This is a genomic window from Variovorax sp. VRV01 (assembly GCF_014852545.1).
Lineage (GTDB): Bacteria > Pseudomonadota > Gammaproteobacteria > Burkholderiales > Burkholderiaceae_C > Variovorax > Variovorax beijingensis_A.
Window position 1 is genome coordinate 1 of sequence record NZ_JACVBS010000012.1, and the last position, 24,230, is coordinate 24,230.

A 24,230-nucleotide genomic window follows, 5' to 3' on the forward strand; every position below is an offset into this window, starting at 1 on the left:
GGCTGGCCAGCGCCTCGGGCGGCTGGCGGTAGTCGGGGCCGACCGCCGCGCAGGCCGCCAGCCCCGCCGCAACCATGAGCGAAGCCATGCGAAAAGCAGGTGACATGGCGCTCATCCCTTCTTCGGCTCGGCGGCCGGTGCACCCGCATGGCGCGCCGGCGGATGCTCGAGCACTTGCACGGTCACGGTCTGGCCGGCCACGAGCCGCGCGCCCTGCGGCAAAGGATCGAGCCTGATGCGTACCGGAATGCGCTGCGCGAGCCGCACCCAGTTGAAGGTCGGGTTGACGCTGGGCAGCAGGTTGGCGCTGGTCGAACGGTCATGATCGGCAATGCCGGCGGCCACGCTGTCGACCGCGCCTTCGAGCACTGCGCCGCCGCCCATCGGGGTCACGCGTACGCGATCGCCCAGGTGGATGCGCGGCAGCTTGGTTTCCTCGAAGTAGCCCTCGACGAAGAAGGAATGCGCATCGACCAGCGCCAGCACCGGCCGCCCGGCCGATGCATAGCTGCCGGTGCGCAGGTCGAGGTTGGTCACCAGGCCGTCGGCCGGCGCGCGCACCTCGGCGCGCTGCAGGTTGAGGCGCGCCGCATCGAGTGCCACCTCGGCCTGTGCGACGGCGGCGCGCGCCTGCTCCGCGCGGGCGCGGGCCTGTTCGCGGGCCTCCTGCGACACCAGCGCATCGAGCCCCGCGTTGCGCGCGTTCTCGCGCTGCGCCTGTGCGCTGGCGGCACGCTGCGCCGCCAGCGCGGCCTGGGCCTGGCGCACGGCAAGGTCGTAGCGCGCGCGGTCCACCTCGAACAGCAGGGCCCCGGCCTGCACGGCCTGGTTGTCCCGCACAGGCACCGCGGTGACCAGCCCGGACACGTCCGGCGCGATCTGGACCACGTTGGCGCGCACGCGGCCGTCGCGCGTCCAGGGAGCGAGCTCGTAATGGTCCCAGAGCTGCAGGCCGGCCCATGCGGCGGCCGCCACCACGGCCGCGGTGAGAAGAATGCGCCCGAGGCGCATCGGCCAGGAGCTGTCGATGGGAAAAGGGGCTTTCATCTGGATCTCGTCATTGAAGGAAGGAGGCCGCGCGGCTGATGCCGTAGAGCAGCAGCAGATAAAGCGCCATGTCGAACAGCGCGGGATGCCACACCCAGCGGTAGAGGCCGGCCAGGGCCAGCAGATGGCGTACGCCCCAGAGGGCGGCCAGCGCAATGCCGGCCAGCACCAGCAGCCATGGCACGTAGAGGCCGTAGAAACTTGCTTCGCCAATCATCTGGAGGCTCCTTGTCCGGCCACGGCGAGGCGCGGCGGTGCATCGGGGAAAAGATTGCGGCGCAGGCCCACCAGCGCGGTCACTGCGCTGCGCGATGCGGATGACGGCGCATGCTGCGCGCCAAGCACCGCCGACAGCGCCTCGTCGATCTGCGGCAGCAGGCTGGCGGGGCGCGCTTGCATGCGGCCCCTGCCGCGCTGGAGGAAGAACTGCGAGATGCCGCCCAGAAGCGCCGAGGCCGACGCCGGCGGCAGCTGCGCGCGCACCCGCTGCAGCACGTCGATGTCGGCGCCGGTGCGCAGGTCGCGCAGCGCGTCGTTGGCGGCCACACCCTCGATGCTGCCGCCGGCCTGCGCGATGCGCGGTGCGAGCAGGCCGATGCGGTCGAGCATGCGCACGGCGTAGGCGTCGCCCTGCGCGCCCTGGCGCTGCGAGACGCCGGCCATCTCGCCGAGCTCGCGCCAGGTGGCGCGCTGGATGCGCCGTGCGCTCCAGTCGGCGCCCACCGAGCGCACCAGCCGCGTGACGCGCGCAGCAACCACCACGCCGATGACCTGCCCGAGCATGCTGTTGATGAAGCTCACCAGGTCGGCATTGGCGGTGTCGTGCAGGGCCAGCGTGCCGGCCACGCCGAACAGCAGCGCCATGGCCGCCATGAAATGCGCCGGCCGCGCCATGTAGACGCCCAGCAGCAGGAAGACCGGCGCGCACACCGCCACCAGCATGCCGAAGTCCTGCACCAGCGGCATCAGCACCAGCACATAGAGCGCGGAGACGGGAATCGACCACAGCGTGTACTTCAGGAAGCCGTGGATCGCGGGCACCGGGTCGTCCATGGTCGCGAAGAAGCAGCAGAACACCGCGGCCATCATGGTGGCGGCCGAGCCCATGGGCCAGCCCGTCACGATCCAGAAGGCGCCGCACAGGCAGATGGCGAGCACCGCGGCCAGCGCAGACAGCAGCGCCATGCCGTAGTCGCGGTGCAGCACGCGGCTGCCGAGCGCGGCCGTGCGGCGCGGCGGCAGCGCGCCCTGGAGGCCCTCGTCGATGTCCATGCGCAGCCGCGCGCAGGCGCGCCATCCCTCGACCAGTTCCTCGAGCCGGCCCGCGAGCCCGATGCGCAAGGCGCGACTCCAGGGACTGTGCTGCGGCGTGGCGCCCAGCGCCTGGATCGAGCGGCGCAGCAGTTGCAGCGACTGCGCGCGCGCGGCATCGTCTTCCTGCAGCCATTGCGCGGCCTGCGCAAGCACCGCCGCAACGTCCGGCGCGAGCGCCCCTTCGGCCTGTTCCAGCGCCAGCAGCCGGTCCTCCACGGCCGACAGCGCGGGCGTGAGTGCCGCCACGCGGTCCTGCATGGCCCGGATGGCGCCGGCGGTCCAGCGCAGGTGCGTGGTGTCGAACGGCACGTGGGTGGACAGCAGCCGCAGCTGGGTGATGTCGCCGGCCAGCCGGCGGCGGTCGGCAGCAAGCGTTTGCGGATCGGCGTCGGTGCTGCGGCCCGCGGGCTGCAGCAGGTCGGTGAGCCACTGGCGCGCATCCAGCAGCGTGCGGTCGAGCAGGCCCAGCACGGTCGGCGCCAGGCCCGTGGGCCACGCAATGCTGTGGACCAGCGTGGCGCACAGGATGCCCAGGCCGATTTCCTCCACCCGCGCCACCGCGGTGTCGAACAGCGCGAGCGGCGTCTGCACCGAAGGAAAGCCGATCAGCGCGGCGGTGTAGCCCGCGAGCATGAAGACATACGAGCGCGGCGTGCGGTCGAACAGCGAAATGCACAGGCACAGCCCCACCCACAGCGCGAGCACCAGCGTGAGCAGCTCCGGCGCATTCGACAGCGCGGGCACCAGCAGCACCGTGGCCACGCATCCGATCAAGGTGCCGCAGAAGCGGTAGAGGGCCTTGGAGCGCACCGCGCCGGCCAGCGGATGGGCCACGACATAGGTGGTCATCAAGGCCCAGAACGGCCGCGGCAGGCCGGCGCGGCTGGCCAGGTACATGGCCAGCATCGCGGCGGCAAAGCTCTTGGCAGAAAAGAGAAGCTCCGCGCGGCTGAAGCGCGGCAGCCGGAACGCGGCCATCTACCTGCGCCCTTCCTGCGGCCCCGGCGCTGCGCGGCCGAGCCGTTCTCCGAGCACCGCGAACACGCGCAGGCAGGCGGCGATGTCCTCGTCGGCCACGCCTTCGAACAGCGTGGCGCGCATGCCGCGCAGCGCGGCCTCGATGGGCTGGCAGGCGGCCTCGCCGGCCGGCGTGAGGTGCAGCGTCTTGGCGCGGCGGTCGGCCGGGTCTTCGCGGCGCTCCACGAAACCGGCCTCCACCAGCTGGTCGATCGAGCGCACCAGCGAAGGCCCCTCGATGCCCAGCGCCTCGGCGAGCACGCCCTGGCGCACGCCGCCGTGCATCCGGCCGATCATCACGATCGGCCACGCCAGCGACTGCGAAAGTCCGACATGCGCCACCGCCTTGTCGGCCGCGGCCCGGTAGCCGCGCTGCAGCAGCGAGAGCGCCATGCCGAGCGACATCAGCGCGGCTTCGCGCGTCTTCGAGACATGGGCCATGGCTTCTCTCCAATTAGTTAGCTTGCTATCTATTTTAGGAGAAAAGCCGCGGCACCGCTGCTGCCCCATGGAAGAACCCCACGGCGAATCAGGGAGAAGGAAAAAGAAAAGTGTGAAGCCCGCCGATAAGCCGGATTCTGTGCGTTGGAGTTGCCCCCAACGTGACCGCCATTACTCTGGGCCGCTTGTCGCCAAACGGCTCGATGCCACCTACCCGCCAGCTCAGCGGAACCACCTCGATACTGGCCTACTTGGTGTTGCTGCGCGCAGAGATTGCCCGTTTCACCCGAACTGAATCGGCTCGTCTCTGTTGCTCTGATCCTCACCTCACGGTGGAGAGTCGTTAACTCCTGCGCTGTCCTGTGCAGTCCGGACGTTCCTCCAGTGCGGTCTTTCGACGCGGCGCCTTGCGGCGTCGCCCCTTGCGGGCTTGCACCAGCGGCGGTCTGGCGTGCTTCACGAGGGGGATTATCGCTCGATACCCTCGCAGGCGCCGGCCGTCCGCTCCACAATGGCGCTTCGACCGACCAGCCCTGCCCCGACAAAAGCCCAAGGAGATCCCATGAAGGCCCAGAACATCCTCCAGACCATCGGCAACACGCCGCATATCCGCATCAACCGCCTGTTCGGCAATGCGAAGCAGCAGGTGTGGATCAAGTCCGAGCGCGCCAACCCCGGCGGCTCCATCAAGGACCGCATCGCGCTGTCGATGGTGGAAGACGCCGAGAAGTCCGGCGCGCTGAAGCCCGGTGGCACCATCGTCGAACCCACCTCGGGCAACACCGGCATCGGCCTGGCGATGGTCGCCGCCGTCAAGGGCTACAAGCTGATCCTCGTGATGCCCGACAGCATGTCGGTGGAACGCCGCCGCCTCATGCTCGCCTACGGCGCCACCTTCGACCTGACGCCGCGCGCCGGCGGCATGAAGGCCTCCATTGCGCGGGCCGAGGAAATCGTGGCCGGCACGCCGGGCGCCTGGATGCCGCAGCAGTTCAACAACCCCGCCAACATCGACGTGCACGTGCGCACCACGGCCGAGGAAATCGCGGCCGACTTCCCCGACGGCATCGACGTGCTGATCACCGGCGTGGGCACCGGCGGCCACATCACGGGCGTGGCGCGGGTGCTCAAGAAGAAGTGGCCGAAGCTGCAGGTGTTCGCGGTGGAGCCGGTGGCCTCGCCGGTGATCTCGGGAGGCCAGCCCTCGCCGCACCCGATCCAGGGCATCGGCGCGGGCTTCATCCCGAAGAACCTCGACACCTCGCTGCTCGACGGCGTATTGCAGGTCGACGCCGAACCGGCGCGCGAAATGGCCCGCCGCTGCGCGGTCGAGGAAGGCATGCTGGTGGGCATTTCCTCCGGCGCCACGCTCGCGGCCATCGCCCAGAAGCTGCCCTCGCTGGCGCCCGATGCGGTGGTGCTGGGGTTCAACTACGACACCGGCGAGCGCTATCTCTCGGTCGAAGGCTTCCTGCCAGCCTGACCCAGCTATCCCTTTCATAGCGCCTCGGCGCGTAAAATCCGTGGCCTGCTTGATAAACACAAGCCCCACGACATGCTGAGACTCTCCGAACTCAAACTCCCGCTGGACCACGCCCCCGACGCGCTGGCCGCCCTGATCGCCCGGACGCTGGACGTCCCGCTCGAAGCGATCGCTTCCCACACCGTCTTCAAGCGCAGCTTCGATGCGCGCAAGGCCGACCTGCTCACGGTCTACATCGCCGACGTGCAGATCGCCGACGCCGGGCTCGAAGCCGCGCTGCTCGCAAAGCACGTTGCGCATCCGCACATCCAGGCCGCGCCCGACATGCGCTACACCCCGCCCGCGCAGGCGCCCGAAGGCGCGCCTCGGCCTGTGGTGATCGGCTTCGGCCCCTGCGGCATCTTCGCGGCGCTGATGCTCGCGAAGATGGGCTTCAAGCCCATCGTGCTGGAGCGTGGCAAGACCGTGCGCCAGCGCACCCGCGACACCTGGGGCCTGTGGCGCAAGAGCGTGCTCGACCCCGAGTCGAACGTGCAGTTCGGCGAAGGCGGCGCCGGCACCTTCTCCGACGGCAAGCTCTACAGCCAGATCAAGGATCCGCGCTTCCTCGGCCGCAAGGTGATGGAAGAGTTCGTGAAGGCCGGCGCCCCGCCCGAGATCCTTTACGTCGCGCATCCGCACATCGGCACCTTCAAGCTGGTGAAGGTGGTGGAGAACATCCGCGAGCAGATCGTGGCGCTCGGCGGCGAGATCCGCTTCGAGCAGCGCGTGACCGACGTGCAGATCGAGAACGGCCAGCTTCGCGGCCTCACCGTGCTCGACCAGGCCACCGGCCAGGCGAGCGAGCTGCGCGCCGACCACGTGGTGATGGCGCTCGGCCACAGCTCGCGCGACACTTTTTCGATGCTGCATGCGCGCGGCGTGCACATCGAGGCCAAGCCCTTTTCCATCGGCTTTCGCGTCGAGCATCCGCAGGGCCTGATCGACCGCGCGCGCTGGGGCCGCCATGCGGGCCATCCGCTGCTCGGCGCGGCCGACTACAAGCTGGTGCACCACGCGAGCAACGGCCGCTCGGTCTACAGCTTCTGCATGTGCCCGGGCGGCACCGTGGTCGCGGCCACCAGCGAGCCGGGCCGCGTGGTCACCAACGGCATGAGCCAGTATTCGCGCAACGAGCGCAACGCCAACGCGGGCATCGTGGTGGGCATCGACCCGCGCGACTTTCCCGGCTGGACGCCCGAGGCCGCGGGCGACGCGCTCGCCGGCATCGCGCTGCAGCGCGAGCTCGAGTCGAAGGCCTTCGTGCTCGGCGGCGGCGACTACCGCGCGCCCGGCCAGCTGGTGGGCGACTTCATCGCGGGCCGGCCCTCTACCGCGCTCGGCAGCGTGCTGCCTTCGTACAAGCCCGGCGTCACGCCCACCGATCTGAACCAGGCGCTGCCGGCCTACGCCATCGAGGCGATGCGCGAGGCCTTCCCCGCCTTCGGCCGCAAGATCAAGGGCTTCGACCTGCACGATGCGGTGCTCACCGGCGTGGAAACGCGCACCTCCTCGCCGATCCGCATCACGCGCGGCGACGACTTCCAGAGCCTCAACGTGCGCGGCCTCTATCCTGCCGGCGAAGGCGCGAGCTATGCAGGCGGCATCCTGTCGGCCGGCGTCGACGGCATCAAGGTCGCCGAAGCCGTGGCGCGCAGCGTCGCCGGAACATGAGCAAGGAACCGATGGCCGTGCCGAACGACGATTTCCACTTCTACGAACCCGCCAAGGGCCACGGCCTGCCGCACGATCCGTTCAATGCGATGGTCGGCCCGCGGCCGATCGGATGGATCTCGTCGCAGGACGAGAACGGCAGGCTCAACCTCGCGCCCTACAGCTTCTTCAACGCCTTCAACTACACGCCGCCCATCGTGGGCTTTGCGAGCATCGGCGCCAAGGACAGCCTGCACAACATCCGCCAGACGCGCGAGTTCGGCTGGAACCTGGCCACCCGGCCGCTGGCCGAGCAGATGAACCAGTCGTGCGCCCCCGTGCCGCCCGAGGTGAACGAGTTCGAGCTCGCCGGCCTCACGCCCGCGGCGTCGCGCCGCATCGCGGTGCCGCGCGTGGCCGAGAGCCCGGTGTCCTTCGAATGCCGGCTCACGCAACTGCTGCAGCTCGAGGGCGTGGACGGCGTGCCGGTGCCCACCTGGCTGATCCTCGGCGAAGTGGTGGGCGTGCACATCGCGCGCCACCTGCTGAAGAACGGCATCTACGACACCGCCGCGGCGCAGCCCATCCTGCGCGGCGGCGGCCCGGCCGACTACTTCGAGATCAGCCCCGACAATCTCTTCAAGATGTTCCGCCCGCGCTGAACGCGCGGCATCCATTTTTTCCGCCGCTGCCAGCCAACCAGACAAGACCGACCGATGACCGACACCGCCACGCCCCAAGAAGAAATCCAGGAAGTCCAGCCGGCGGAAGCCGAGGGCACCGCTGCGCAGCAGCAGCCGAGCGCCGACGGACGCCCGCCCCGGGCGCCGCGCGCGCCGCGCCAGCCGCGGCAGCAGCAGACACAAAAGCAGAAGCCCAAGCAGGCGGCACAGCAGCAACAGCCGCAGCGCGCGCGCAAGGTGCACCCCGCGCTGGAGAAACTGTTCGAGCTGTACCCCAACATGTTCGGCGCGCGCTTCCTGCCGCTCAAGCTCGGCGTGTTCCAGGACCTGCTCGAAAAGCACCCCGACGACTTCAAGAAGGACGAGCTCAAGGTTGCGCTGGGCTTGCACGCACGCTCCACGCGCTACCTCGAGGCGGTGGCCGCGGGCCTTGCGCGCCACGACCTCGACGGCAACGCAGTGGAGCCGGTCGCGCCCGAGCATGTGCACCACGCCATCCTCGAGCTGCACCGCCGCCGCGTGCAGCGCAAGCCCGGCGAGGACCTGCGTGCGCAGCTCGTGGCGCGCATCGCCCGTGCCGTGGAAGCCTCGGGCCTGGACCGCGAGGCCTACGCGGTGCTGGTGCGCTCGCGCGACGAGGAAACCAACGCCGTGCTCGACGAAGCGCTGGCCGAGCTGGCCCGCCAGGCCGCCAAGCGCGAGGCGCTGCTGCGCGCCTTCGAGGCCAGCGGCCGCAGCAGCGAACACGAGTTCGCCGAGATGTACGGCATGGATGCCGGCGAAGTGGGCCGCACGCTCGCCCGCGCACGGGCCGAGCGGCAGCCGGCGGCTCCGGCGGCCTGATCGCCCGGGCCGCCACGCCCGCGCCGGCCCCAATGAAAAAGCCGCCACGGCAACCCGTGGCGGCTTTTCTTTTGCTGTTGCAGTGCGATTCGATCGATCAGCCGCGCGCGTTCTGCAGCGCCGCAATCCGCTCTTCGATCGGCGGGTGCGTGGCAAAGAGCTTGCCGATGCTGCCCGTGATGCCCATGGCTTCCACCGCCTTGGGCAGTTCGCCGGCCGGCAGGCCGCCCAGGCGGGCCAGCGCATTCATCATCGGCTGCTTCTGCCCCATGAGCGCGGCCGAGCCGGCGTCGGCGCGGAATTCGCGCTGGCGCGAGAACCAGGCCACCACGATGGCGGCGGCAAAGCCCAGCACGATGTCCAGCACGATGGTGCTCACGTAGTAGCCGATGCCCGGGCCCGACGAACGGTCGTCGCCGCGGCGCAGGAAGCTGTCGACCGCATAGCCGATCACGCGCGACAGGAACACGACGAAGGTGTTCATCACGCCCTGGATCAGCGTCATGGTGACCATGTCGCCGTTGGCGATGTGCGCCACCTCGTGGCCGATCACGGCCTCGACTTCTTCGCGCGTCATGTTCTGCAGCAGGCCGGTGGACACCGCCACCAGCGACGAGTTCTTGAACGCGCCGGTCGCGAAGGCATTAGGCTCGCCTTCGAAGATGCCGACCTCGGGCATGCCGATGCCGGCCTTGTCGGCGAACTTGCGCACCGTGCCGACGATCCAGGCCTCGTCGGGCGACTGGGGGTTGTCGATCATGTGCAGCTTGGTCGTCCACTTGGCCATGGGCTTGCTGATCAGGAGCGAAATGATCGCGCCGCCGAAGCCCATGATGAGCGCGAAGCCGAGCAGCGCCGTGAGGTTCAGCCCGTTGGCCGTCAGAAAGCGGTTGACGCCGAGCAGGCTGGCGACGATGCCGAGCACTGCAACGACCATCACATTGGTCAAAACGAACAGAAGGATACGTTTCAAGTTGAATTCTCCGTGGGGGAATGCTGCCGCCTAGATGAGGACCGGATGGCCCTCTTCAAGCCGTGCAGGAATGGCGCTCTTCCTGTGTTGTTGTTTGGATTCTGGAGGAGCCGCACCGCGGCTCGCGGGTAGAGCGATGATAGGAGCAAAAGTTCTACGGACCGGGCCTGAAGACCTTGGGATCGTCGTAGAAATTCGCCTCCTCGTTGCCGGCCCACCAGCCCGGCACGCCCAGCACGGGCAGCGGAACGAAGGGTTTTTGCGCCAGCTGATGCGGATCGAGGCTGCGTGCCAGCGCCCGATCGCAGGGCGCCGCCGATCCGCCGGCAGCGGGTGGCGGCAGCCGCAGCACATGCGCGGTGAGCGCCTTGCGCGGGGTGGCGAGTTTCTCGAGCAGCGCATGGCCGAAGATCCAGAGGCGCGCCCGGGACCACAGCGCGCGCTGCGCCACGAAAAGGGTGTGCCAGTCGCGCGCGGCCAGCGCCTGCCACAGCGGCTCGGGCGCATCGAGCACGGCGCCGTTCTCGTCGAACAGCGTGAGCGCGTCGCGCAGCGGGCCGCGCGTGGCGCCGATGCCCGCACGGGCGATCTCGGCGGCCTGCAGTTCGTTCAGGCGACGCTTGGCCTCCGGAAAGGCGAGCCAGACGAGGCCGTTGAAGAAGTCGTGCAGGTTGTCGCGCGTCGGCACGGTGCCGGTCTGGAAGATGTGGGCCTCGTAGGCCTGCCCCGCGGGCAGCGCCGACTGCGGCACGAAGGCGGGCCTGAAACCCGGCGCTGCTTCCCGCTGCAGCGCGGCAGCGACCGAGGTGTCGAGCGCCGTCTGCGCCGCCGCCTGGCCGATGGCGCGATAAGGCGCGAGCCAGGGCTGCGCCCAGTCGACCGCCGCCAGGCTCAAGGCGTGGCGGCTCCGGTCCAGCGGATGCGGTCGGGGTGCTGCAGCACGGCGAACTCCGCCGGGAGCTTGTCGAACAGCTTGAGCGAACTGCCGTGTTTGCCGAGCAGGCCGGCCGCGCGCAGGGCCTGGGCCACGTCGTTGAGCGGCACGTCGGCACCACTGCGCAGCGCAGGTGCCGCCCGCAGGATGAATTCGGCGGCTTCAGAAGGCGGCTGCGGCGCGAGCGGCTTCGCTGCGGCCTTGGCGGTTTTTCGGACCGGGGCCTTGGCCGCGGTCTTGCGGGCCGGCGCGGCCGCACTCTTCTCCGTCTTTTCCGTCTTGGCCGGCGCACGCTTCGCGGCCACCTTGGCCGCGGCCTTCTTCGCGGGCGCGCTGCGGGGCGCGAGCGGCGCGCCGTGGTGCTGCAGGTCGGTGAACTCGTCGTAGACCGCCACGGTCTCTTCGCCGGTCTTGCCCTGCTGGCCGAGGCCGCAGACGCGGCAGCCCTTCTCGCGCAGCCGGATCACGAGCGGCGCAAAGTCGGAATCGGAAGACACCAGCACCACCACGTCGGGGCGCTCGGCGATCACGAGATCGATGGCATCCACGGCGAGCGCGATGTCGGTGCTGTTCTTGCCGGCCGAAATATTGACCATCGGCCGCACCGACAACCGCTTGAAGAGCGCCTGCTGCTTGACCGCCGTCTCGGCGTTGCAATAGGCGCGGCGCACGTGCACGGCGCCGTGCTCCGTCAGCGTGCGCTGCACGGCTTGCTCGATCACGTCGGAGGAGACGTTGTCGGCGTCGATCAGGAGCATCACGCACGGCGTGGAAGTCATATGAAGTTCCTATCAAAGTCGAAGGACGAGTATCTCCCGCTTCCTCTATGCAGACCCACCTGCGCGGCCCATGAGGCAGTCCCGCGCAGCATGTCGCATCCATCAAAGACATTCAGTTACGATTGATCGGATAAATCTCAAAACGGAGGAAGCGTGCAAGTGCATCGCATACTGTTTGGCGGGTTCTCGGCGATATGTCTCACAAGTTGTGGCGGGAACGGCGGAGGGGATGGTTCCGTGCTCCCCGCTTCAATCACAGCGTCAGGGCAGACGCAGGCTAGCGCGCTCATCGAGGATCCCGTTGCCAACAAGGAACTGGCCACGCCTCTGCGTCCGCTCGCGAAAAGTCCCTTTAAGCGCCGCTATCGGGTTTTTTCCGCCAACGGAGGGCAGTACACCCTTGACCTCGATTTCAGCAATCGACGCTACGTATTTGCTCCAAGCGATGGAGGAAATAGCAACGTACTACAGCCGATCAACTCGCCCGTTGTTGGCATGATCGCATCTGGTGAGTTTTCTGATGATCCTATGCAGCCAGGCACCTTTGTGCTTCAGCGTAGCAAAGTCAATTCCGTAGTCAACCTCGCTCGCTTTCGTCTTCTCGGTGATGCCATCGTCGGTACGTTTCCATTGGCTCGGACAGCCTTGGAAGGCACGGTTGGCATCTCCTATCCCTTCTTGGGCGTTACGAACCTGGTTAGCGCCCAGTCCGCAATGGACGGCACCTACAACCGCTTCACCTACGGTACACCGTTTCAAAACGTCGCTTACTCGCTGGCACACCAAATCAGCATTTCCGGCGGCGGGACGCAACTGCGGGTGTGCCGCTCGGATACCGGTTTCTACCGACTCGAGGTTTGTCCCACGCAGCTCTTGAAGACCTATGCCATCGTCGCTACAGAGCGTCCCGGCATCTGGCGTCTAACAACGGCCGACACAACAGAGCAGATCGTTTTTTCAGTGGCCCGAGTGGGGGGGCAGAACGTCTATTTGGCTGCCGGCCGGCTGCCGAACCTTGATCTCCAGTTTCGTATCGGCTTGCCAGAAACTACCGAATGGACAGCCGCCACGATGTACGGCGCTTTTACCGCGAGTAGCACCAGCGGAAACGAGCCTGCGCTCCAAGTCGGTGACGCGTGGACCCGAACAAGCGTGCGTGCGGACAGTGTCCGACAATCCGCTGTGTATGCAGACGGTAATTGGACCGTCGAACAGCGCCCGCTGGTCACGCTAGCCAACGATGCACCGATCGGTGCGCGCGGACTCCAATCGGGTAACTCGACGCTGTACGGTGCACGCGGCGCCGGACTGTGGGCCATGGTAGCCCTCCCGCGGCCGGGTACTAGCGAGCCTTACCAGAATGGAGTGATCGGCTTATGGGGAACCGGCGAAGGGGTGGCCGTGGATCCACGCAACGACAGCTACACGGTGTTCGCCTCCAATGGCACCAAGCAGCGCTTGCGACTTGATTTCGACATGCATCAATACGAGATGGTGGATGAGTCAGGCCACTCGGTTCGCGGGCCCTTCGCTGCCGATCCGGTGCAAAAAAATGTCTATGTATTTGCCACAGATAGGGTAGCCCCTTCGTCAGCTGCGCGCTTCCAGGTCACTATTGACGCTGTCATCGGCGCCTTTCCATTTCTGGAGTCGAACGGTTCGGGTCGCTATGCGCTCCAACCATTCGTCGCGGCTCGCAATCTGGTCATTGACGCAACAGAATTTCATCTTGTTGGCAGTCTCCCGCGTTTCAACATGTTTAGCGTGGCGCGTGGCGCAGGAATAGCCGACTCGACGACCAGCACGTTCGATCTGTACTACAGCGGTGCCAACACGCCCACGCTTGGCGTCTGTTCCACAGATCCGTTGAAGCCAATGTGTACGCCAGATCGGAACTACTCAGTCACCAAGGGCTCGGAAGCCGGAGATTGGGTCGCCACCAACACGGCGAACGCGAGCGACAACTTCCATTTCTCCGTGGCACGCATCGGGGGCAAAAATGTTTACCTGCGCGCCGCCGTTGATTCATCGAACCGCGCGGTCTTTGAGGTTGGCCTCACGACTTGGGCACCCTTCCAGTGGCCGGCAAACTCATTTCCGCTGACGGTATCGACGCTCGGCGGCTATGGTAGCGGTGGAACTTCCGTCAACGCGATAAACACGGTTTTCAATCAGCCCGACGGCAGCTCACTTCCCTTTTCCATCACCCTTGAGCCCATATCAACCTACCCTACTGCGCGCCCCCACGCGAGCGGCATTCGCATCGGATGGGACACTGCCTCGCCCGCAGACCAATACGATGCTACCGTCGAGCCCAGTGCATTGCTGATGGTGGTGGGCCGTTCCGGCAATCCAGCCACGCAAGGCTATCTGCAACTTGTTATGGGGGGCCGGCAATTGAGCGATCCCCCCTGACGCACGGGGCGACGGTCGAACTCAGCCCATGCGCCAGTTCAGCGTTTCACCACCGCGCAGCGGCTTGAGCGTGGCGTCGCCGTAGGGCACGGTTTCCGGCACAGTCCAGCTTTCGCGCTTCAGCGTGATGGTGCCGCTGTTGCGCGGCAGGCCGTAGAAGTCGGGGCCGTGGAAGCTCGCGAAGCCTTCGAGCTTGTCGAGCGCGCCGGCGTTGTCGAAGGCCTCGGCATAGAGCTCGATGGCGGTCAGCGCGGTGTAGCAGCCGGCGCAGCCGAGCGCATGCTCCTTCAGGTGGGCCGGATGCGGCGCGCTGTCGGTGCCGAGGAAGAAGCGGTCGCTGCCGCTGGTGGCCGCCTCCACCAGCGCCACGCGGTGCGTCTCGCGCTTGAGCACGGGCAGGCAGTAGTAGTGCGGGCGGATGCCGCCGGTGAAGATGGCGTTGCGGTTGTACAGCAGGTGGTGCGCGGTGATGGTGGCGGCCGTGAAGCGGTTGGCATCGCGCACGTAGTGGGCGCCCTCTTTCGTGGTGAGGTGCTCGAACACCACCTTGAGCTCGGGAAAGTCGCGGCGCAGGGGGATCATCACGCGGTCGATGAAGACGGCCTCGCGGTCGAACAGGTCGACCGCCGGATCGGTGACCTCGCCATGCACCAGCAGCAGCAGGCCGTGCTTCTGCATGGCCTCGAGCGTCTTGTAGGTGTGGCGGATGTCGGTCACGCCGGCATCGCTGTTGGTGGTGGCGCCGGCCGGGTAGAGCTTGAGCGCGCGCACGCCGGCTTCCGCGGCCAGCGCGATTTCCTCGGGCGGCAGCCTGTCGGTCAGGTAGAGCGACATCACGGGCTCGAAGGCCGTGCCCGGCGGCACCGCCGCGCGGATGCGGTCGCGGTAGGCCATGGCCTGCGCCGCGGTGGTCACAGGGGGGCGCAGGTTGGGCATGACCAGCGCGCGGCCGAACTGGCGCGCGCTGTGCGGGACCACGGCTTCGAGGGCGGCGCCGTCGCGCACATGCAGGTGCCAGTCGTCCGGGCGGGTGATGGTGAGGGTGTCTGTCATGGGAAGGCCATTGTCGCATCGCGGCCTTGCGGCTGGCACACGTCGTGCTTCACCACCGGTTTGATCCCTTCGCCCTTTCACCCCTAGGAGCTCCTGTGAAGCGTGCCGCCCCTGCCTCGATCCTGAAACCCCTGGCCGCCTGCGCGGCGCTCGCCACCCTGGCCTTCGTGGCACCGGCCCTGGCCCAGGAGAAAACGCTGCGCATCGCCATGACCGCGGCCGACATTCCGCGCACGCTGGGCCAGCCCGACCAGGGTTTCGAGGGCAACCGCTTCACCGGCATCCCGATCTACGACTCGCTCACGCAGTGGGACCTGTCCAAGGCCGATGCGCCGAGCGTGCTGATCCCGGCGCTGGCCGCCTCGTGGGCCGTCGACGCCAAGGACAAGACCAAGTGGGTCTTCAAGCTGCGCCCCGGCGTCAAGTTCCACGACGGTTCCGCCTTCAATGCCGACGCTGTGGTGTGGAACGTGCAGAAGGTGCTCGACAAGGACGCCCCGCAGTTCGACCCGAGCCAGGTCGGCGTGACCGCTTCGCGCATGCCCACGCTGCGCACCGCGCGCAAGATCGACGACATGACGGTCGAGCTCACCACCAGCGAACCCGACGCCTTCCTGCCGATCAACCTCACGAACCTGTTCATGGCCTCGCCCGCCCACTGGCAGAAGAAGTTCGACGCCGCGGCCGGCGCCACGCCCGCCGACAAGTCCAAGGCCGCATGGACCGCCTTCGCGGCCGACCCCGCGGGCTCGGGCCCGTTCAAGGTCACCCGCTTCGTGGCCCGCGAGCGCCTGGAACTGGCCGCCAACAAGGCCTACTGGGACGCCAGGCGCGTGCCGAAGATCGACAAGGTCGTGATGCTGCCGATGCCCGAGGCCAATGCGCGCACCGCCGCGCTGCTCGGCGGCCAGGTCGACTGGATCGAGGCGCCCGCACCCGACGCCATGGCGCAGATCACGCAGCGCGGCTTCAAGATCTATTCGAACGCGCAGCCGCACGTGTGGCCGTGGCAGCTGTCGTTCGCCGAAGGCTCGCCCTGGCTCGACAAGCGCGTGCGCCAGGCGGCCAACCTCTGCATCGACCGCGGCGGCATGAAGCAGCTGCTGGGCGGCATGATGGCCGAGCCCAAGGGCACGGTGCCGCCGGGCCATCCATGGTTCGGCAAGCCGGGCTTCGACATCCGCTACGACGTGAAGGCCGCGCAGGCGCTGATGACGCAGGCCGGCTACTCGGCCGCCAAGCCGATCAAGGTGAAGGTGCAGATCTCGGCCTCGGGCTCGGGCCAGATGCAGCCGCTGCCGATGAACGAGTTCGCGCAGCAATCGCTCAAGCAGTGCTTCTTCGACGTGCAGTTCGACGTGATCGAATGGAACACGCTCTTCACCAACTGGCGCAAGGGCGCGAAGGACCCGTCGGCCAACGGTGCGAATGCGGTCAACATCAGCTTTGCGGCGATGGACCCGTTTTTCGCGATGGTGCGCTTCGTGAGCACCAAGGCCTTCCCGCCGGTGTCCAACAACTGGGGCTACTATGGCAGCGCAGAGGTCGACAAGCTGGTGGCCGACGCGCGCACCAGCTTCGACGACAAGGCGCGCGACGCCGCGCTCGCCAAACTGCACACGCACATCGTGGACGACGCGCCCTTCGTCTGGATCGCGCACGACGTGGGGCCGCGCGCGATGTCGGCCAAGGTCAAGAACGTGGTGCAGCCCAAGAGCTGGTTCATCGACATCGCGACGATGGCGATGGACTGACCTCATCCCAGCCAGCCACCATGCTCGCCTACCTCTTGCGCCGCATCATCTACGCCGTGCCGATCATGGTCGGCGTGGCGCTCGTGTGCTTCCTGCTGGTGCACATCGCGCCCGGCGATCCGCTGGTGTCGATCCTGCCGCCCGACGCCTCGGCTGATCTGCAGGCGCAGCTGCGCGAGCTCTACGGCTTCAACCGATCGCTGCCCGAGCAGTTTGCGATGTGGGTCTGGCGCGCGCTGCATGGCGACCTCGGCGTGTCCATCGCGAGCAACCGCGCGGTGGCGGGCGAGGTGTTCACGGCCGTAGGCAACACGCTGCGGCTCGCGGTGGTGGCGACCTTCATCGGCTTCGTGCTGGGCTGCCTGTTCGGCTTCGTGGCGGGCTACTTCCGCAACTCGTGGCTCGACCGCTTGGCCTCGATGCTGTCGGTGCTGGGCGTGAGCGTGCCGCACTACTGGCTGGGCATGGTGATGGTGATCGTGTTCTCGTCGCAGCTCATGTGGCTGCCGGCCACCGGCGCGGGCCCGGGCGGCTCCAGCGACTGGGCCTGGGACTGGGCGCACGTGCAGTTCCTGATCCTGCCGGCCCTCACGATGTCGGTGATCCCGATGGGCATCGTCGCGCGCACCGTGCGTGCGCTGGTGGCCGACATCCTCGACCAGGAATTCATCGTCGGACTGCGCGCCAAGGGCCTCACGCACCTGGGCGTGTTCCGCCACATGGTGAAGAACGCGGCGCCCACGGCGCTCGCGGTGATGGGCCTGCAGCTGGGCTACCTGCTGGGCGGCTCGATCCTGATCGAGACCGTGTTCTCATGGCCCGGCACCGGCTTTCTGCTGAACTCCGCGATCTTCCAGCGCGACCTGCCGCTGCTGCAGGGGACCATCCTGGTGCTGGCGCTGTTCTTCGTGGTGCTCAACCTGCTGGTCGACGTGCTGCAAACGCTGCTCGACCCGCGGATTGCAAGGGCCTGACGACCATGAGCGCACTGCCCCTCCCCTCTTCTTCCTCGGCCACCGCCGACGTGAAGCCGTTGCTGCCGATGCAGCGCTCGCGCGGCTACTGGACTTCGGCGCTGCTGCGCTTCACGCGCGATCCGGTCGCCATGGGTGCGGCGTTCGTGGTGCTGCTGCTGATCGGCCTGGCCGTGTTCGGGCCGTGGCTCGCGCCGGCCGACCCTTACGCCTCCTCGATGCTCAAGCGGCTCAAGCCGATCGGCACCGAGGGCCTGCCTCTGGGCAGCGACGAACTGGGCCGCGACATGCTGTCGCGCCTGATCGTCGGCGCGCGGCTGTCGCTGTTCATCGGCATCACGCCGGTGATCTGCGCCTTCGTCTTCGGCACGGTGATCGGCATCGTCGCGGGCTACGCGGGCGGCTTCACCAACACGCTGATCATGCGCACCATCGACGTGTTCTACGCCTTTCCCTCGGTGCTGCTGGCGATTGCGCTGTCGGGCACGCTGGGCGCGGGGGTGGTCAACTCGCTGATCTCGCTGACCATCGTGTTCATTCCGCAGATCGCGCGCGTGGCCGAGAGCGTGACCACGCAGGTGCGCACGCGCGACTACGTGGAGGCGGCGCGCGCCTCGGGCGCGAACCCGTTCACGATCGTGCGGGTGCACGTGCTGGGCAACGTGCTCGGTCCGATCTTCGTCTACGCCACGAGCCTGATCGCGGTGTCGATGATCCTGGCCTCGGGCCTGTCGTTCCTGGGCCTGGGCGTGAAGCCGCCGGAGCCGGAGTGGGGCCTGATGCTCAACACGCTGCGCACCGCGATCTATGTGCAGCCGTGGGTCGCGGCATTGCCGGGCGCGATGATCTTCATCACTTCGATCTCCTTCAATCTTCTGTCCGATGGGTTGCGGTCGGCGATGGACAACAAGGGGTAGGGATGGGGTTTCTTTTTGTTCTGCGCGTTGTGTTTGATGCGGGTTATTCAGGGCGCGCTCCCGCCGATGGGGTACCTTGCTCCGCGAATGTCCCCCGCCCTTCGGGCTCCTCCTTGATTTCGCTGCGCAAGGCACCCCATCGGCGGGATCGTTGGACAAAGCGGTGGTTGATCCGCCAGCACAAGCGCCGCGCCCATCGTGCACAGGGCATCGGGTGCTCCCCGCAGCGAAATAAAGGAGGAGGGCGAAGCCCGGGGGACATTCGCGGAGGGGAGTACCCGGTGGCCTGTGCACGCGCCCTGAAACAACAGCGCCAAGAACAAAGCAACGAAGGAGCGTGACAACATGGACGCACTGAAAGACATCGGCGGCCCCGCACAGCCGCTGCTCACCATCACCGGCCTGGTCAAGCACTTTCCGCTCAAGAAGGATCCGCTGGGCCGCGGCGGTGGCGTGGTGCGCGCGGTCGACGGCGTCGATTTCGAAGTGCTCAAGGGCGAGACGCTCGGCGTGGTCGGCGAATCGGGCTGCGGCAAGTCGACCACCGCGCGGCTGCTGATGCAGCTGATTGCCCCCACGCGGGGCGAAGTGGTGTTCGACGGCCGCGAGGTCGGCGGGCGCGAACTGCCGCTCAAGGAATTCCGGCGCCAGGTGCAGATGGTGTTCCAGGACAGCTATGCCTCGCTCAACCCGCGCCTGACCATCGAAGACTCCGTTGCCTTCGGCCCGCAGGTGCACGGCGTCGGACGGCGCGAGGCCGTGGCGCGTGCGCGCGACCTGCTCGCGCGCGTCGGGCTCGAACCGCAGCGCTTTGCCGAACGCTATCCGCATGAACTCTCGGGCGGCCAACGCCAGCGCGTCAACATCGCGCGCGCGCTCGCGCTGCAGCCGCGCATGGTGATCCTCGACGAGGCCGTGTCGGCGCTCGACAAGTCGGTGGAGGCGCAGGTCATCAACCTGCTGCTCGACCTCAAGGCCGAGTTCGGCCTGACCTACCTCTTCATCAGCCACGACCTCAACGTGGTGCGCTACGTGAGCGACCGCGTGATGGTCATGTACCTGGGCCAGGTGGCCGAGATCGGGCCGGCCGACGCGCTCTACGATGCGCCGGCGCATCCCTACACCCGCGCCCTGCTCTCGTCGATGCCCTCGATGGACCCCGACCACCGCACCGAAGAGGCAGCGCTGGCCGGCGACCCGCCGAATCCGATCAACCCGCCCACGGGCTGCCGCTTCCATCCGCGCTGCGCGCTGGCCGCACCGGTGTGCAGCCAGGTGGTGCCCGAGCCCATCGCCACCGGGGCGCGGCATGCAGCGAGCTGCCTGGTCCATGAGGCCGGCAGCGGACATCCGATGGCCGTGCCGCTGGCCAGGGCGGCGTGAACGCATGACGACCATGAACAACCCGACTTCTTCCTCCTCCGAGCCGATGGTCCGCCTGCGCGATCTCAGCGTCAGCTTCAGCGGCGGCCGCAAGCCCGTGCAAGCGGTCAGCAGCGTGAGCCTGGAGGTGCGGCGCGGCGAGGTGGTCGCGCTGATCGGAGAATCGGGCTCCGGCAAGAGCGTGACCCTGCGCACGCTGCTGCGCCTGCATCCCGAGCGCCGCACGCGCATCGGCGGGCAGGTGCAGGTGGCCGGGCGCGACGTGCTCGCGATGCCCGCGCGCGAGCTCGACGACTTCCGCGGCAAGGTCGCTTCGATGATCTTCCAGGAGCCGCTGCTCGCGCTCGACCCGGTGTATTCGGTCGGCGCGCAGATCGTCGAGTCGATCCGCCGCCACGAGTCGGTGAGCAAGGCCGAGGCGCATCAGCGTGCGCTCGCGCTGTTCGAGCGCGTGCGCATCCCGAGCCCCGAGCGGCGCCTGGCGGCCTATCCGCACGAGATGTCGGGCGGCATGCGGCAGCGCGCGATGATCGCGCTCGCGCTGGCCTGCAAGCCCCAGCTGCTGCTGGCCGACGAGCCGACCACCGCGCTCGACGCCACGGTGCAGATCCAGATCCTGCTGCTGCTGCGCGAGCTGCAGCGCGACCTCGGCCTGTCGGTGATCTTCGTCACGCACGACATCGGCGCCGCGGTCGAGGTGGCCGACCGCATTGCCGTGATGTATGCCGGCCGCATCGTCGAGGAAGGCACCGCGCGCGAGCTGATCCGCTCGCCGCGCCACCCCTACACCATCGCGCTGCTCAAGAGCCGCGCGCATGGCGCACTGGCGCGCGGCGCGCGGTTGGAGACCATCGGCGGCGCGCCGCCCGATCTCTCGGCGCTGCCGCCCGGCTGCGCCTTTGCCGAACGCTGCACGCTCGCCACCGATGCCTGCCGCGCCGCGCAGCCGCCGGTGGTCGAGCTCGCGCCGAACCACCGCGCGCGCTGCATCCATACCGATGCCGCCGCCGCCATCGCACCCACGCTGGTGGCCTGACCCGCCCCTGCACACACACGACAACACGCCATGCCCCTGCACGACCCCGCCCACGCCTTCGTTCCCTACCCCGACGCACCGGTGCCGCATGCGCCCACCGGTCCGCTGGCCGACCTGCGCTTTGCAGCGAAAGACCTGTTCGACGTGGCCGGCTATCCCACCGGCGGCGGCAGCCCGATCGTGCTCGCGATGTCGGGCATCAAGACCCGCACCGCGCCCACCGTGCAGAAGCTGCTCGATGCGGGCGCGCGCTTCGCGGGCAAGACCGTGACCGACGAACTCGCGTTCTCGATGAACGGCAACAACGCGCACTTCGGCGCGCCGGTCAACGGCGCCGCGAAGGACCGTATCACCGGCGGTTCGTCGTCCGGCTCGGCCTCGGCCGTGTCCTCGGGCCTGTGCGACTTCGCGCTCGGCACCGACACCGGCGGCTCGGTGCGCGCGCCGGCCAACCACTGCGGGCTGTACGGCCTGCGGCCCACGCACGGCCGCGTGAGCCTCGAAGGCGCGCTGGACCTCGCGCCCAGCCTCGACACCTGCGGCTGGTTCGCACGCGACATCGGCACCTTCGCGCGCGTGGCGGACGTGCTGCTGGGCGCCGACACGGCCGCGCTGCCCGCGCGCGTGCGGCTGCTGCGCCCCGAGGACGTGTGGTCGCTCGCGGTGCCGGCCGCGGCCGATGCGCTGGCGGATGCCGCCGCGCGCGTGCAGCGCGTGCTCGGCGATGCGGCAGGCATCGAGGTCGCGCTCGACTCCTTCGATGCGATGTACTGGAACTTCCGCTACGTGCAAGCGCACGAGGCCTGGCTGACCGACGGTCCGCTGATCGAGCGCTACGCGCCGCCGCTGGGCCCGGGCGTGGCCGAGCGCTTTGCCTGGTCGCGCGGCGTGACCGATGCGCAGATCGTTGCCGGCCGCGCCTTCCGCGCCGCCTTCCGCAGCCATCTGGCCAAGCTGCTCGGCAGCGACGGCGTGCTGCTGATGCCGACCATGCCCGACATCGCGCCGCTGCGCAGCGAAGGCGAGGCCGGCCTGGAGGACTACCGCAACCGCGCGATCCAGATGCTGTGCATCGCGGGCCTTGCCGGCTTTCCGCAGCTGTCGATGCCGCTCGCGCAACGCCACGGTGCGCCGCTCGGCATTTCGCTGCTCGGGCCGGCGGGGTCGGACCGGTCGTTGATCGCCCTGGCGGAGCGCATTGCCGGCGGCTGACGAGCCGATTGCGCCCTGAACTGGGCGACACTGCTGCCTTCCATCATGCGTTGAGCGCAGGAACAGCAACATGTCGCAGGCCTCGCCGCAATTCGTGGATTTCATCGTCGACCGGCTCTCTGGAATCGGCGGCATCACGACGAACCGCTTCTTCGGCGGCACCGGCCTCTCGGCCCACGCCACGCAGTTCGCGATGGTCATGGGCGGCAGCCTCTACTTCGTCGTGGACGAGAACACCCGGCCCAGGTACGAGAAACTCGGCAGCACCTGCTTTGCCTACGACACCAGGGCGCGGCGGGTCCAGGTCAGGAAGTACTTCGAGGTGCCCATCGAGATCATCGAGGACCATGAGGCGCTGGCCGCCTTGGCAAGGGAATCCGTTCTCGCGGCGCAAGGCCTGAAGAAAAAGAAACCGGCCGGCAAGAGCGCCTAGTTGTGCCAGTCGACGACCACCTGCGCCGCCAGCGCGCAGGTATCGCAATCGACACTCGCCGCAGCCCGCTCCACCACCACGAAGTCGCCCGCATCCACCGCCAGCAGCGCGTGGTGCCAGGTGCCGGGCGCGAGCGTCACGCCTTGCAGCCCGTCGGTGACGAACGCAGCAAGCGCACCAGGCGCGGGCGCTTCGCCGGCCGGCGCCACGACGATGACGAAGCGCCGCTCGCCCAGCGGCACGAAAGTCTGGCTGCCCAGCGCGTGGCGCTCCAACTCCGCGACTTCGTGCGGAAAACGCCGCGCCTGCGCGCGGAACAGCGCAAGCATCGGCCGGCCGCCCTGCGCGCCGAGCTGCAGGTCGCCGACGAGGTCGAAGCGTTCGGCATTGCCGCCATTGATCAGGCGTCCCGCGCCGGCGGGCGCGGCCAGTACCGTGCCGTAGGGCGCGAAGGCCTCGGGTGTCAGCGCTTGCGCCGCGAGCATTACCGGGGCTTGGGGAGCAGCATCGTTCATGCGGCGGAGTACAGCAGAAAACATGCCGATGGTCACCAGGCGCTACAGTCCGCGGGCCCCTTTTCTCTTTCGCCCTCACCTGCGCAGCCAGCGCTTCCCGATGCGACGCTCCCTCATCCTTTGCCTCCCCGTTCCAGCCGCTCTTCTTGTCGCAGCGTGCGCATCGGGCCCCGCGCCGCGCGTCAGCTGGCTCGGCGACGGTGTATTCGAGTCGCCCACCGTGCAGGAGGCCGAAGCCTACTGCCGCAACTTCGGCGCGCCGATGCGCTTCCTCGATCCGAAGGCGGCGGCAACCGGCGCGCCGGCGGGCGAAGTCAGCTACCGCTGCGACTGATCGCCCGGTTCCGTGCCGGGCGCCCGCACCTGCTCCAGGATGAAATCGATGAAGGTGCGGATCGCCCGCGTGTGCTGCCGGTTGGGCATGTAGAGCATGAACATCTGCGTGCCGAAGATCGAAAGGCGCCAATCGTCCAGCGTGGTCACCACGTCGCCCTTGCGCACGTCCTCCTGCACCACGTAGTCGGGCACCAGGCCAATGCCCAGGCCCGCGAGGATGGCCTGGCGCAGGAATAAAAAATTCTCCGAGATCAGCGTCGGCTCCAGGATCACCTCGCGCCGCACCTCTCCCAGATTCTGGCCCTGGTAGGCCGACACGCGCAGCTGCCGGCCGATGACCGCGGCGGTGACCACGGGCGCGCCCTGCAGTTCGTCGAGCTGCACCGGCAGCGGATGCTTCTGCGCATAGCCGCTTGACGCGCAGGCCACGTAGCGCACCGGCCCCATCTCGCGCGCCACCAGGTTCTGCGGCGGCTCGGGAATCACGCGGATCGCGATGTCGACCTCGTCGCGCAGCAGGTCCTCGATGCGGTTCTCGAACACCACGTCCAGCACGATGCCGGGGTACTGCCGCTTGAAGTCGATCAGCCAGCCGGCCATCACCAGCTGCCCGTAGCCGCTGGGCACGCTCAGCCGCACGCGGCCCTGCAGGCCCTGGCCCAGCGTCGTGACCGATTCCTTTGCGGCCAGCAGCTCGGCCTGGATGGCCACGCCGTGCTGGTACAGGCGCAGGCCGATCTCGGTCGGTTCGGCGCGGCGCGTGGTGCGCCGCACCAGCTGGGCGCCGACCGAGCGCTCCAGCTGGTTCAGGTGGTAGCTGACGTTGGCGCGGCTCATCTTGAGCCGGCGCGCGGCCGCGCTCAGGTTGCCGGCGTCAAGGATTTCCACCAGCAGGGTCAGCGATTGGAGGTCCATGCAGCGGATTGTGTCAAAAATCCTTTGACAGTCTGTCAATGGCCTATGCAATTGTCAAAGCACCGGCACGGGCCAAGAATG

General features: G+C 68.2%; 23 protein-coding genes and 1 other RNA gene. 13 read left to right on the forward strand and 11 right to left on the reverse strand.

The window, feature by feature from the left end; translation table 11 throughout:
- Window positions 1-111 precede the first annotated feature (111 nt).
- The 5 genes from IB278_RS20905 to rnpB all read right to left on the reverse strand — a co-directional run bounded on the left by IB278_RS20905 (window position 112) and on the right by rnpB (window position 4,277).
- Window positions 112-1,047 carry an HlyD family secretion protein gene (locus IB278_RS20905; protein WP_192325188.1) on the reverse strand — a complete coding sequence of 312 codons (936 nt, stop codon included), beginning with the start codon at window positions 1,045-1,047 and terminating at the stop codon, window positions 112-114.
- 10 nt (window positions 1,048-1,057) lie between these two features.
- The gene (locus IB278_RS20910; protein ID WP_145742046.1) at window positions 1,058-1,264 is read right to left on the reverse strand and encodes a DUF1656 domain-containing protein; all 207 of its coding nucleotides are present in this window, start codon (window positions 1,262-1,264) and stop codon (window positions 1,058-1,060) included.
- The gene (locus IB278_RS20915; protein ID WP_192325190.1) at window positions 1,261-3,339 is read right to left on the reverse strand and encodes an FUSC family protein; all 2,079 of its coding nucleotides are present in this window, start codon (window positions 3,337-3,339) and stop codon (window positions 1,261-1,263) included. Before IB278_RS20915 ends, IB278_RS20910 begins: the two co-directional genes overlap by 4 nt.
- Window positions 3,340-3,819 (reverse strand): MarR family winged helix-turn-helix transcriptional regulator, encoded by a 480-nt coding sequence (locus IB278_RS20920; RefSeq protein WP_145742050.1) that lies wholly within the window; start codon window positions 3,817-3,819, stop codon window positions 3,340-3,342. It lies immediately after the preceding gene.
- A 110-nt stretch (window positions 3,820-3,929) separates the two neighbouring features.
- Window positions 3,930-4,277, reverse strand: an RNA gene (rnpB, locus tag IB278_RS20925) — RNase P RNA component class A.
- Window positions 4,278-4,381: 104 nt separating this feature from the next.
- On the opposite strand from rnpB, the gene cysK reads away from it, so the two are divergent.
- The 4 genes from cysK (at window position 4,382) to IB278_RS20945 (ending at window position 8,520) form a co-directional block, all read left to right on the forward strand.
- Entirely contained in the window at window positions 4,382-5,302 is a 921-nt protein-coding gene (gene cysK / locus IB278_RS20930) for a cysteine synthase A (RefSeq protein WP_062363213.1), read from the forward strand.
- A 72-nt stretch (window positions 5,303-5,374) separates the two neighbouring features.
- The gene (locus tag IB278_RS20935) at window positions 5,375-7,015 is read left to right on the forward strand and encodes an NAD(P)/FAD-dependent oxidoreductase (RefSeq protein ID WP_145742052.1); all 1,641 of its coding nucleotides are present in this window, start codon (window positions 5,375-5,377) and stop codon (window positions 7,013-7,015) included.
- A gap of 11 nt (window positions 7,016-7,026) precedes the next feature.
- Window positions 7,027-7,656: a flavin reductase family protein gene (locus tag IB278_RS20940; protein ID WP_145742953.1), complete on the forward strand. Its 630-nt coding sequence runs from the start codon at window positions 7,027-7,029 to the stop codon at window positions 7,654-7,656.
- 54 nt (window positions 7,657-7,710) lie between these two features.
- Entirely contained in the window at window positions 7,711-8,520 is an 810-nt protein-coding gene (locus tag IB278_RS20945) for a ProQ/FINO family protein (RefSeq protein ID WP_192325192.1), read from the forward strand.
- A 97-nt stretch (window positions 8,521-8,617) separates the two neighbouring features.
- Here IB278_RS20945 and htpX read toward each other — a convergent pair whose 3' ends face one another.
- The 3 genes from htpX to IB278_RS20960 all read right to left on the reverse strand — a co-directional run bounded on the left by htpX (window position 8,618) and on the right by IB278_RS20960 (window position 11,206).
- Complete coding sequence (gene htpX, locus IB278_RS20950; RefSeq protein ID WP_145742056.1) at window positions 8,618-9,493, reverse strand: protease HtpX; 876 nt, start codon at window positions 9,491-9,493, stop codon at window positions 8,618-8,620.
- 154 nt (window positions 9,494-9,647) lie between these two features.
- Entirely contained in the window at window positions 9,648-10,388 is a 741-nt protein-coding gene (locus IB278_RS20955) for a DUF3025 domain-containing protein (protein WP_145742058.1), read from the reverse strand.
- Window positions 10,385-11,206 (reverse strand): NYN domain-containing protein, encoded by an 822-nt coding sequence (locus IB278_RS20960; protein ID WP_192325193.1) that lies wholly within the window; start codon window positions 11,204-11,206, stop codon window positions 10,385-10,387. The genes IB278_RS20955 and IB278_RS20960 overlap by 4 nt, the downstream gene beginning before the upstream one ends.
- A gap of 237 nt (window positions 11,207-11,443) precedes the next feature.
- Here IB278_RS20960 and IB278_RS20965 point away from each other — a divergent pair, with 237 nt between their 5' ends.
- The gene (locus tag IB278_RS20965; RefSeq protein ID WP_192325195.1) at window positions 11,444-13,621 is read left to right on the forward strand and encodes a hypothetical protein; all 2,178 of its coding nucleotides are present in this window, start codon (window positions 11,444-11,446) and stop codon (window positions 13,619-13,621) included.
- Window positions 13,622-13,642: 21 nt separating this feature from the next.
- Here IB278_RS20965 and pyrC read toward each other — a convergent pair whose 3' ends face one another.
- The gene (pyrC, locus tag IB278_RS20970; protein ID WP_145742064.1) at window positions 13,643-14,674 is read right to left on the reverse strand and encodes a dihydroorotase; all 1,032 of its coding nucleotides are present in this window, start codon (window positions 14,672-14,674) and stop codon (window positions 13,643-13,645) included.
- A 95-nt stretch (window positions 14,675-14,769) separates the two neighbouring features.
- Here pyrC and IB278_RS20975 point away from each other — a divergent pair, with 95 nt between their 5' ends.
- From IB278_RS20975 to IB278_RS21005, 7 genes are all read left to right on the forward strand, one after another.
- Window positions 14,770-16,428: an ABC transporter substrate-binding protein gene (locus tag IB278_RS20975; protein WP_192325197.1), complete on the forward strand. Its 1,659-nt coding sequence runs from the start codon at window positions 14,770-14,772 to the stop codon at window positions 16,426-16,428.
- A 20-nt stretch (window positions 16,429-16,448) separates the two neighbouring features.
- Window positions 16,449-17,402 (forward strand): ABC transporter permease, encoded by a 954-nt coding sequence (locus IB278_RS20980; RefSeq protein ID WP_145742068.1) that lies wholly within the window; start codon window positions 16,449-16,451, stop codon window positions 17,400-17,402.
- Between the two features lie 5 nt (window positions 17,403-17,407).
- A complete protein-coding gene (locus IB278_RS20985) occupies window positions 17,408-18,319 on the forward strand; it encodes an ABC transporter permease (protein ID WP_192325199.1) in 912 nt (303 codons plus the stop codon).
- A 345-nt stretch (window positions 18,320-18,664) separates the two neighbouring features.
- Entirely contained in the window at window positions 18,665-19,702 is a 1,038-nt protein-coding gene (locus tag IB278_RS20990; protein WP_145742072.1) for an ABC transporter ATP-binding protein, read from the forward strand.
- Window positions 19,703-19,748: 46 nt separating this feature from the next.
- On the forward strand, window positions 19,749-20,738 hold the full coding sequence (locus IB278_RS20995) for an ABC transporter ATP-binding protein (RefSeq protein ID WP_192325388.1): 990 nt from the start codon (window positions 19,749-19,751) through the stop codon (window positions 20,736-20,738).
- Between the two features lie 30 nt (window positions 20,739-20,768).
- Window positions 20,769-21,950 (forward strand): amidase, encoded by a 1,182-nt coding sequence (locus tag IB278_RS21000; RefSeq protein ID WP_192325201.1) that lies wholly within the window; start codon window positions 20,769-20,771, stop codon window positions 21,948-21,950.
- Between the two features lie 70 nt (window positions 21,951-22,020).
- Window positions 22,021-22,383: a TfoX/Sxy family protein gene (locus IB278_RS21005; protein ID WP_145742076.1), complete on the forward strand. Its 363-nt coding sequence runs from the start codon at window positions 22,021-22,023 to the stop codon at window positions 22,381-22,383.
- On the opposite strand, the gene IB278_RS21010 is transcribed toward IB278_RS21005, so the two are convergent.
- Entirely contained in the window at window positions 22,380-22,898 is a 519-nt protein-coding gene (locus IB278_RS21010; protein ID WP_192325203.1) for an ureidoglycolate lyase, read from the reverse strand. The two genes, IB278_RS21005 and IB278_RS21010, sit on opposite strands and share 4 nt — an antisense overlap.
- A 100-nt stretch (window positions 22,899-22,998) precedes the next feature.
- Between IB278_RS21010 and IB278_RS21015 the strand changes: the two genes are divergently transcribed.
- Window positions 22,999-23,232 carry a hypothetical protein gene (locus IB278_RS21015; RefSeq protein WP_192325205.1) on the forward strand — a complete coding sequence of 78 codons (234 nt, stop codon included), beginning with the start codon at window positions 22,999-23,001 and terminating at the stop codon, window positions 23,230-23,232.
- On the opposite strand, the gene IB278_RS21020 is transcribed toward IB278_RS21015, so the two are convergent.
- Window positions 23,217-24,149, reverse strand: a complete 933-nt coding sequence (locus IB278_RS21020; protein ID WP_192325207.1) for a LysR family transcriptional regulator — start codon at window positions 24,147-24,149, stop codon at window positions 23,217-23,219. The genes IB278_RS21015 and IB278_RS21020 overlap by 16 nt on opposite strands.
- Between the last annotated feature and the right edge of the window lie 81 nt (window positions 24,150-24,230).

Coding starts and splice junctions, on each gene's coding strand:
- IB278_RS20905 (WP_192325188.1), bottom strand. CDS start 1,047: ATGAAAGCCCCTTTTCCCATCGACAGCTCCTGGCCGATGCGCCTCGGG.
- IB278_RS20910 (WP_145742046.1), bottom strand. CDS start 1,264: ATGATTGGCGAAGCAAGTTTCTACGGCCTCTACGTGCCATGGCTGCTG.
- IB278_RS20915 (WP_192325190.1), bottom strand. CDS start 3,339: ATGGCCGCGTTCCGGCTGCCGCGCTTCAGCCGCGCGGAGCTTCTCTTT.
- IB278_RS20920 (WP_145742050.1), bottom strand. CDS start 3,819: ATGGCCCATGTCTCGAAGACGCGCGAAGCCGCGCTGATGTCGCTCGGC.
- cysK (WP_062363213.1), top strand. CDS start 4,382: ATGAAGGCCCAGAACATCCTCCAGACCATCGGCAACACGCCGCATATC.
- IB278_RS20935 (WP_145742052.1), top strand. CDS start 5,375: ATGCTGAGACTCTCCGAACTCAAACTCCCGCTGGACCACGCCCCCGAC.
- IB278_RS20940 (WP_145742953.1), top strand. CDS start 7,027: ATGGCCGTGCCGAACGACGATTTCCACTTCTACGAACCCGCCAAGGGC.
- IB278_RS20945 (WP_192325192.1), top strand. CDS start 7,711: ATGACCGACACCGCCACGCCCCAAGAAGAAATCCAGGAAGTCCAGCCG.
- IB278_RS20960 (WP_192325193.1), bottom strand. CDS start 11,206: ATGACTTCCACGCCGTGCGTGATGCTCCTGATCGACGCCGACAACGTC.
- pyrC (WP_145742064.1), bottom strand. CDS start 14,674: ATGACAGACACCCTCACCATCACCCGCCCGGACGACTGGCACCTGCAT.
- IB278_RS20980 (WP_145742068.1), top strand. CDS start 16,449: ATGCTCGCCTACCTCTTGCGCCGCATCATCTACGCCGTGCCGATCATG.
- IB278_RS20985 (WP_192325199.1), top strand. CDS start 17,408: ATGAGCGCACTGCCCCTCCCCTCTTCTTCCTCGGCCACCGCCGACGTG.
- IB278_RS20990 (WP_145742072.1), top strand. CDS start 18,665: ATGGACGCACTGAAAGACATCGGCGGCCCCGCACAGCCGCTGCTCACC.
- IB278_RS20995 (WP_192325388.1), top strand. CDS start 19,749: ATGGTCCGCCTGCGCGATCTCAGCGTCAGCTTCAGCGGCGGCCGCAAG.
- IB278_RS21000 (WP_192325201.1), top strand. CDS start 20,769: ATGCCCCTGCACGACCCCGCCCACGCCTTCGTTCCCTACCCCGACGCA.
- IB278_RS21005 (WP_145742076.1), top strand. CDS start 22,021: ATGTCGCAGGCCTCGCCGCAATTCGTGGATTTCATCGTCGACCGGCTC.
- IB278_RS21010 (WP_192325203.1), bottom strand. CDS start 22,898: ATGAACGATGCTGCTCCCCAAGCCCCGGTAATGCTCGCGGCGCAAGCG.
- IB278_RS21015 (WP_192325205.1), top strand. CDS start 22,999: ATGCGACGCTCCCTCATCCTTTGCCTCCCCGTTCCAGCCGCTCTTCTT.
- IB278_RS21020 (WP_192325207.1), bottom strand. CDS start 24,149: ATGGACCTCCAATCGCTGACCCTGCTGGTGGAAATCCTTGACGCCGGC.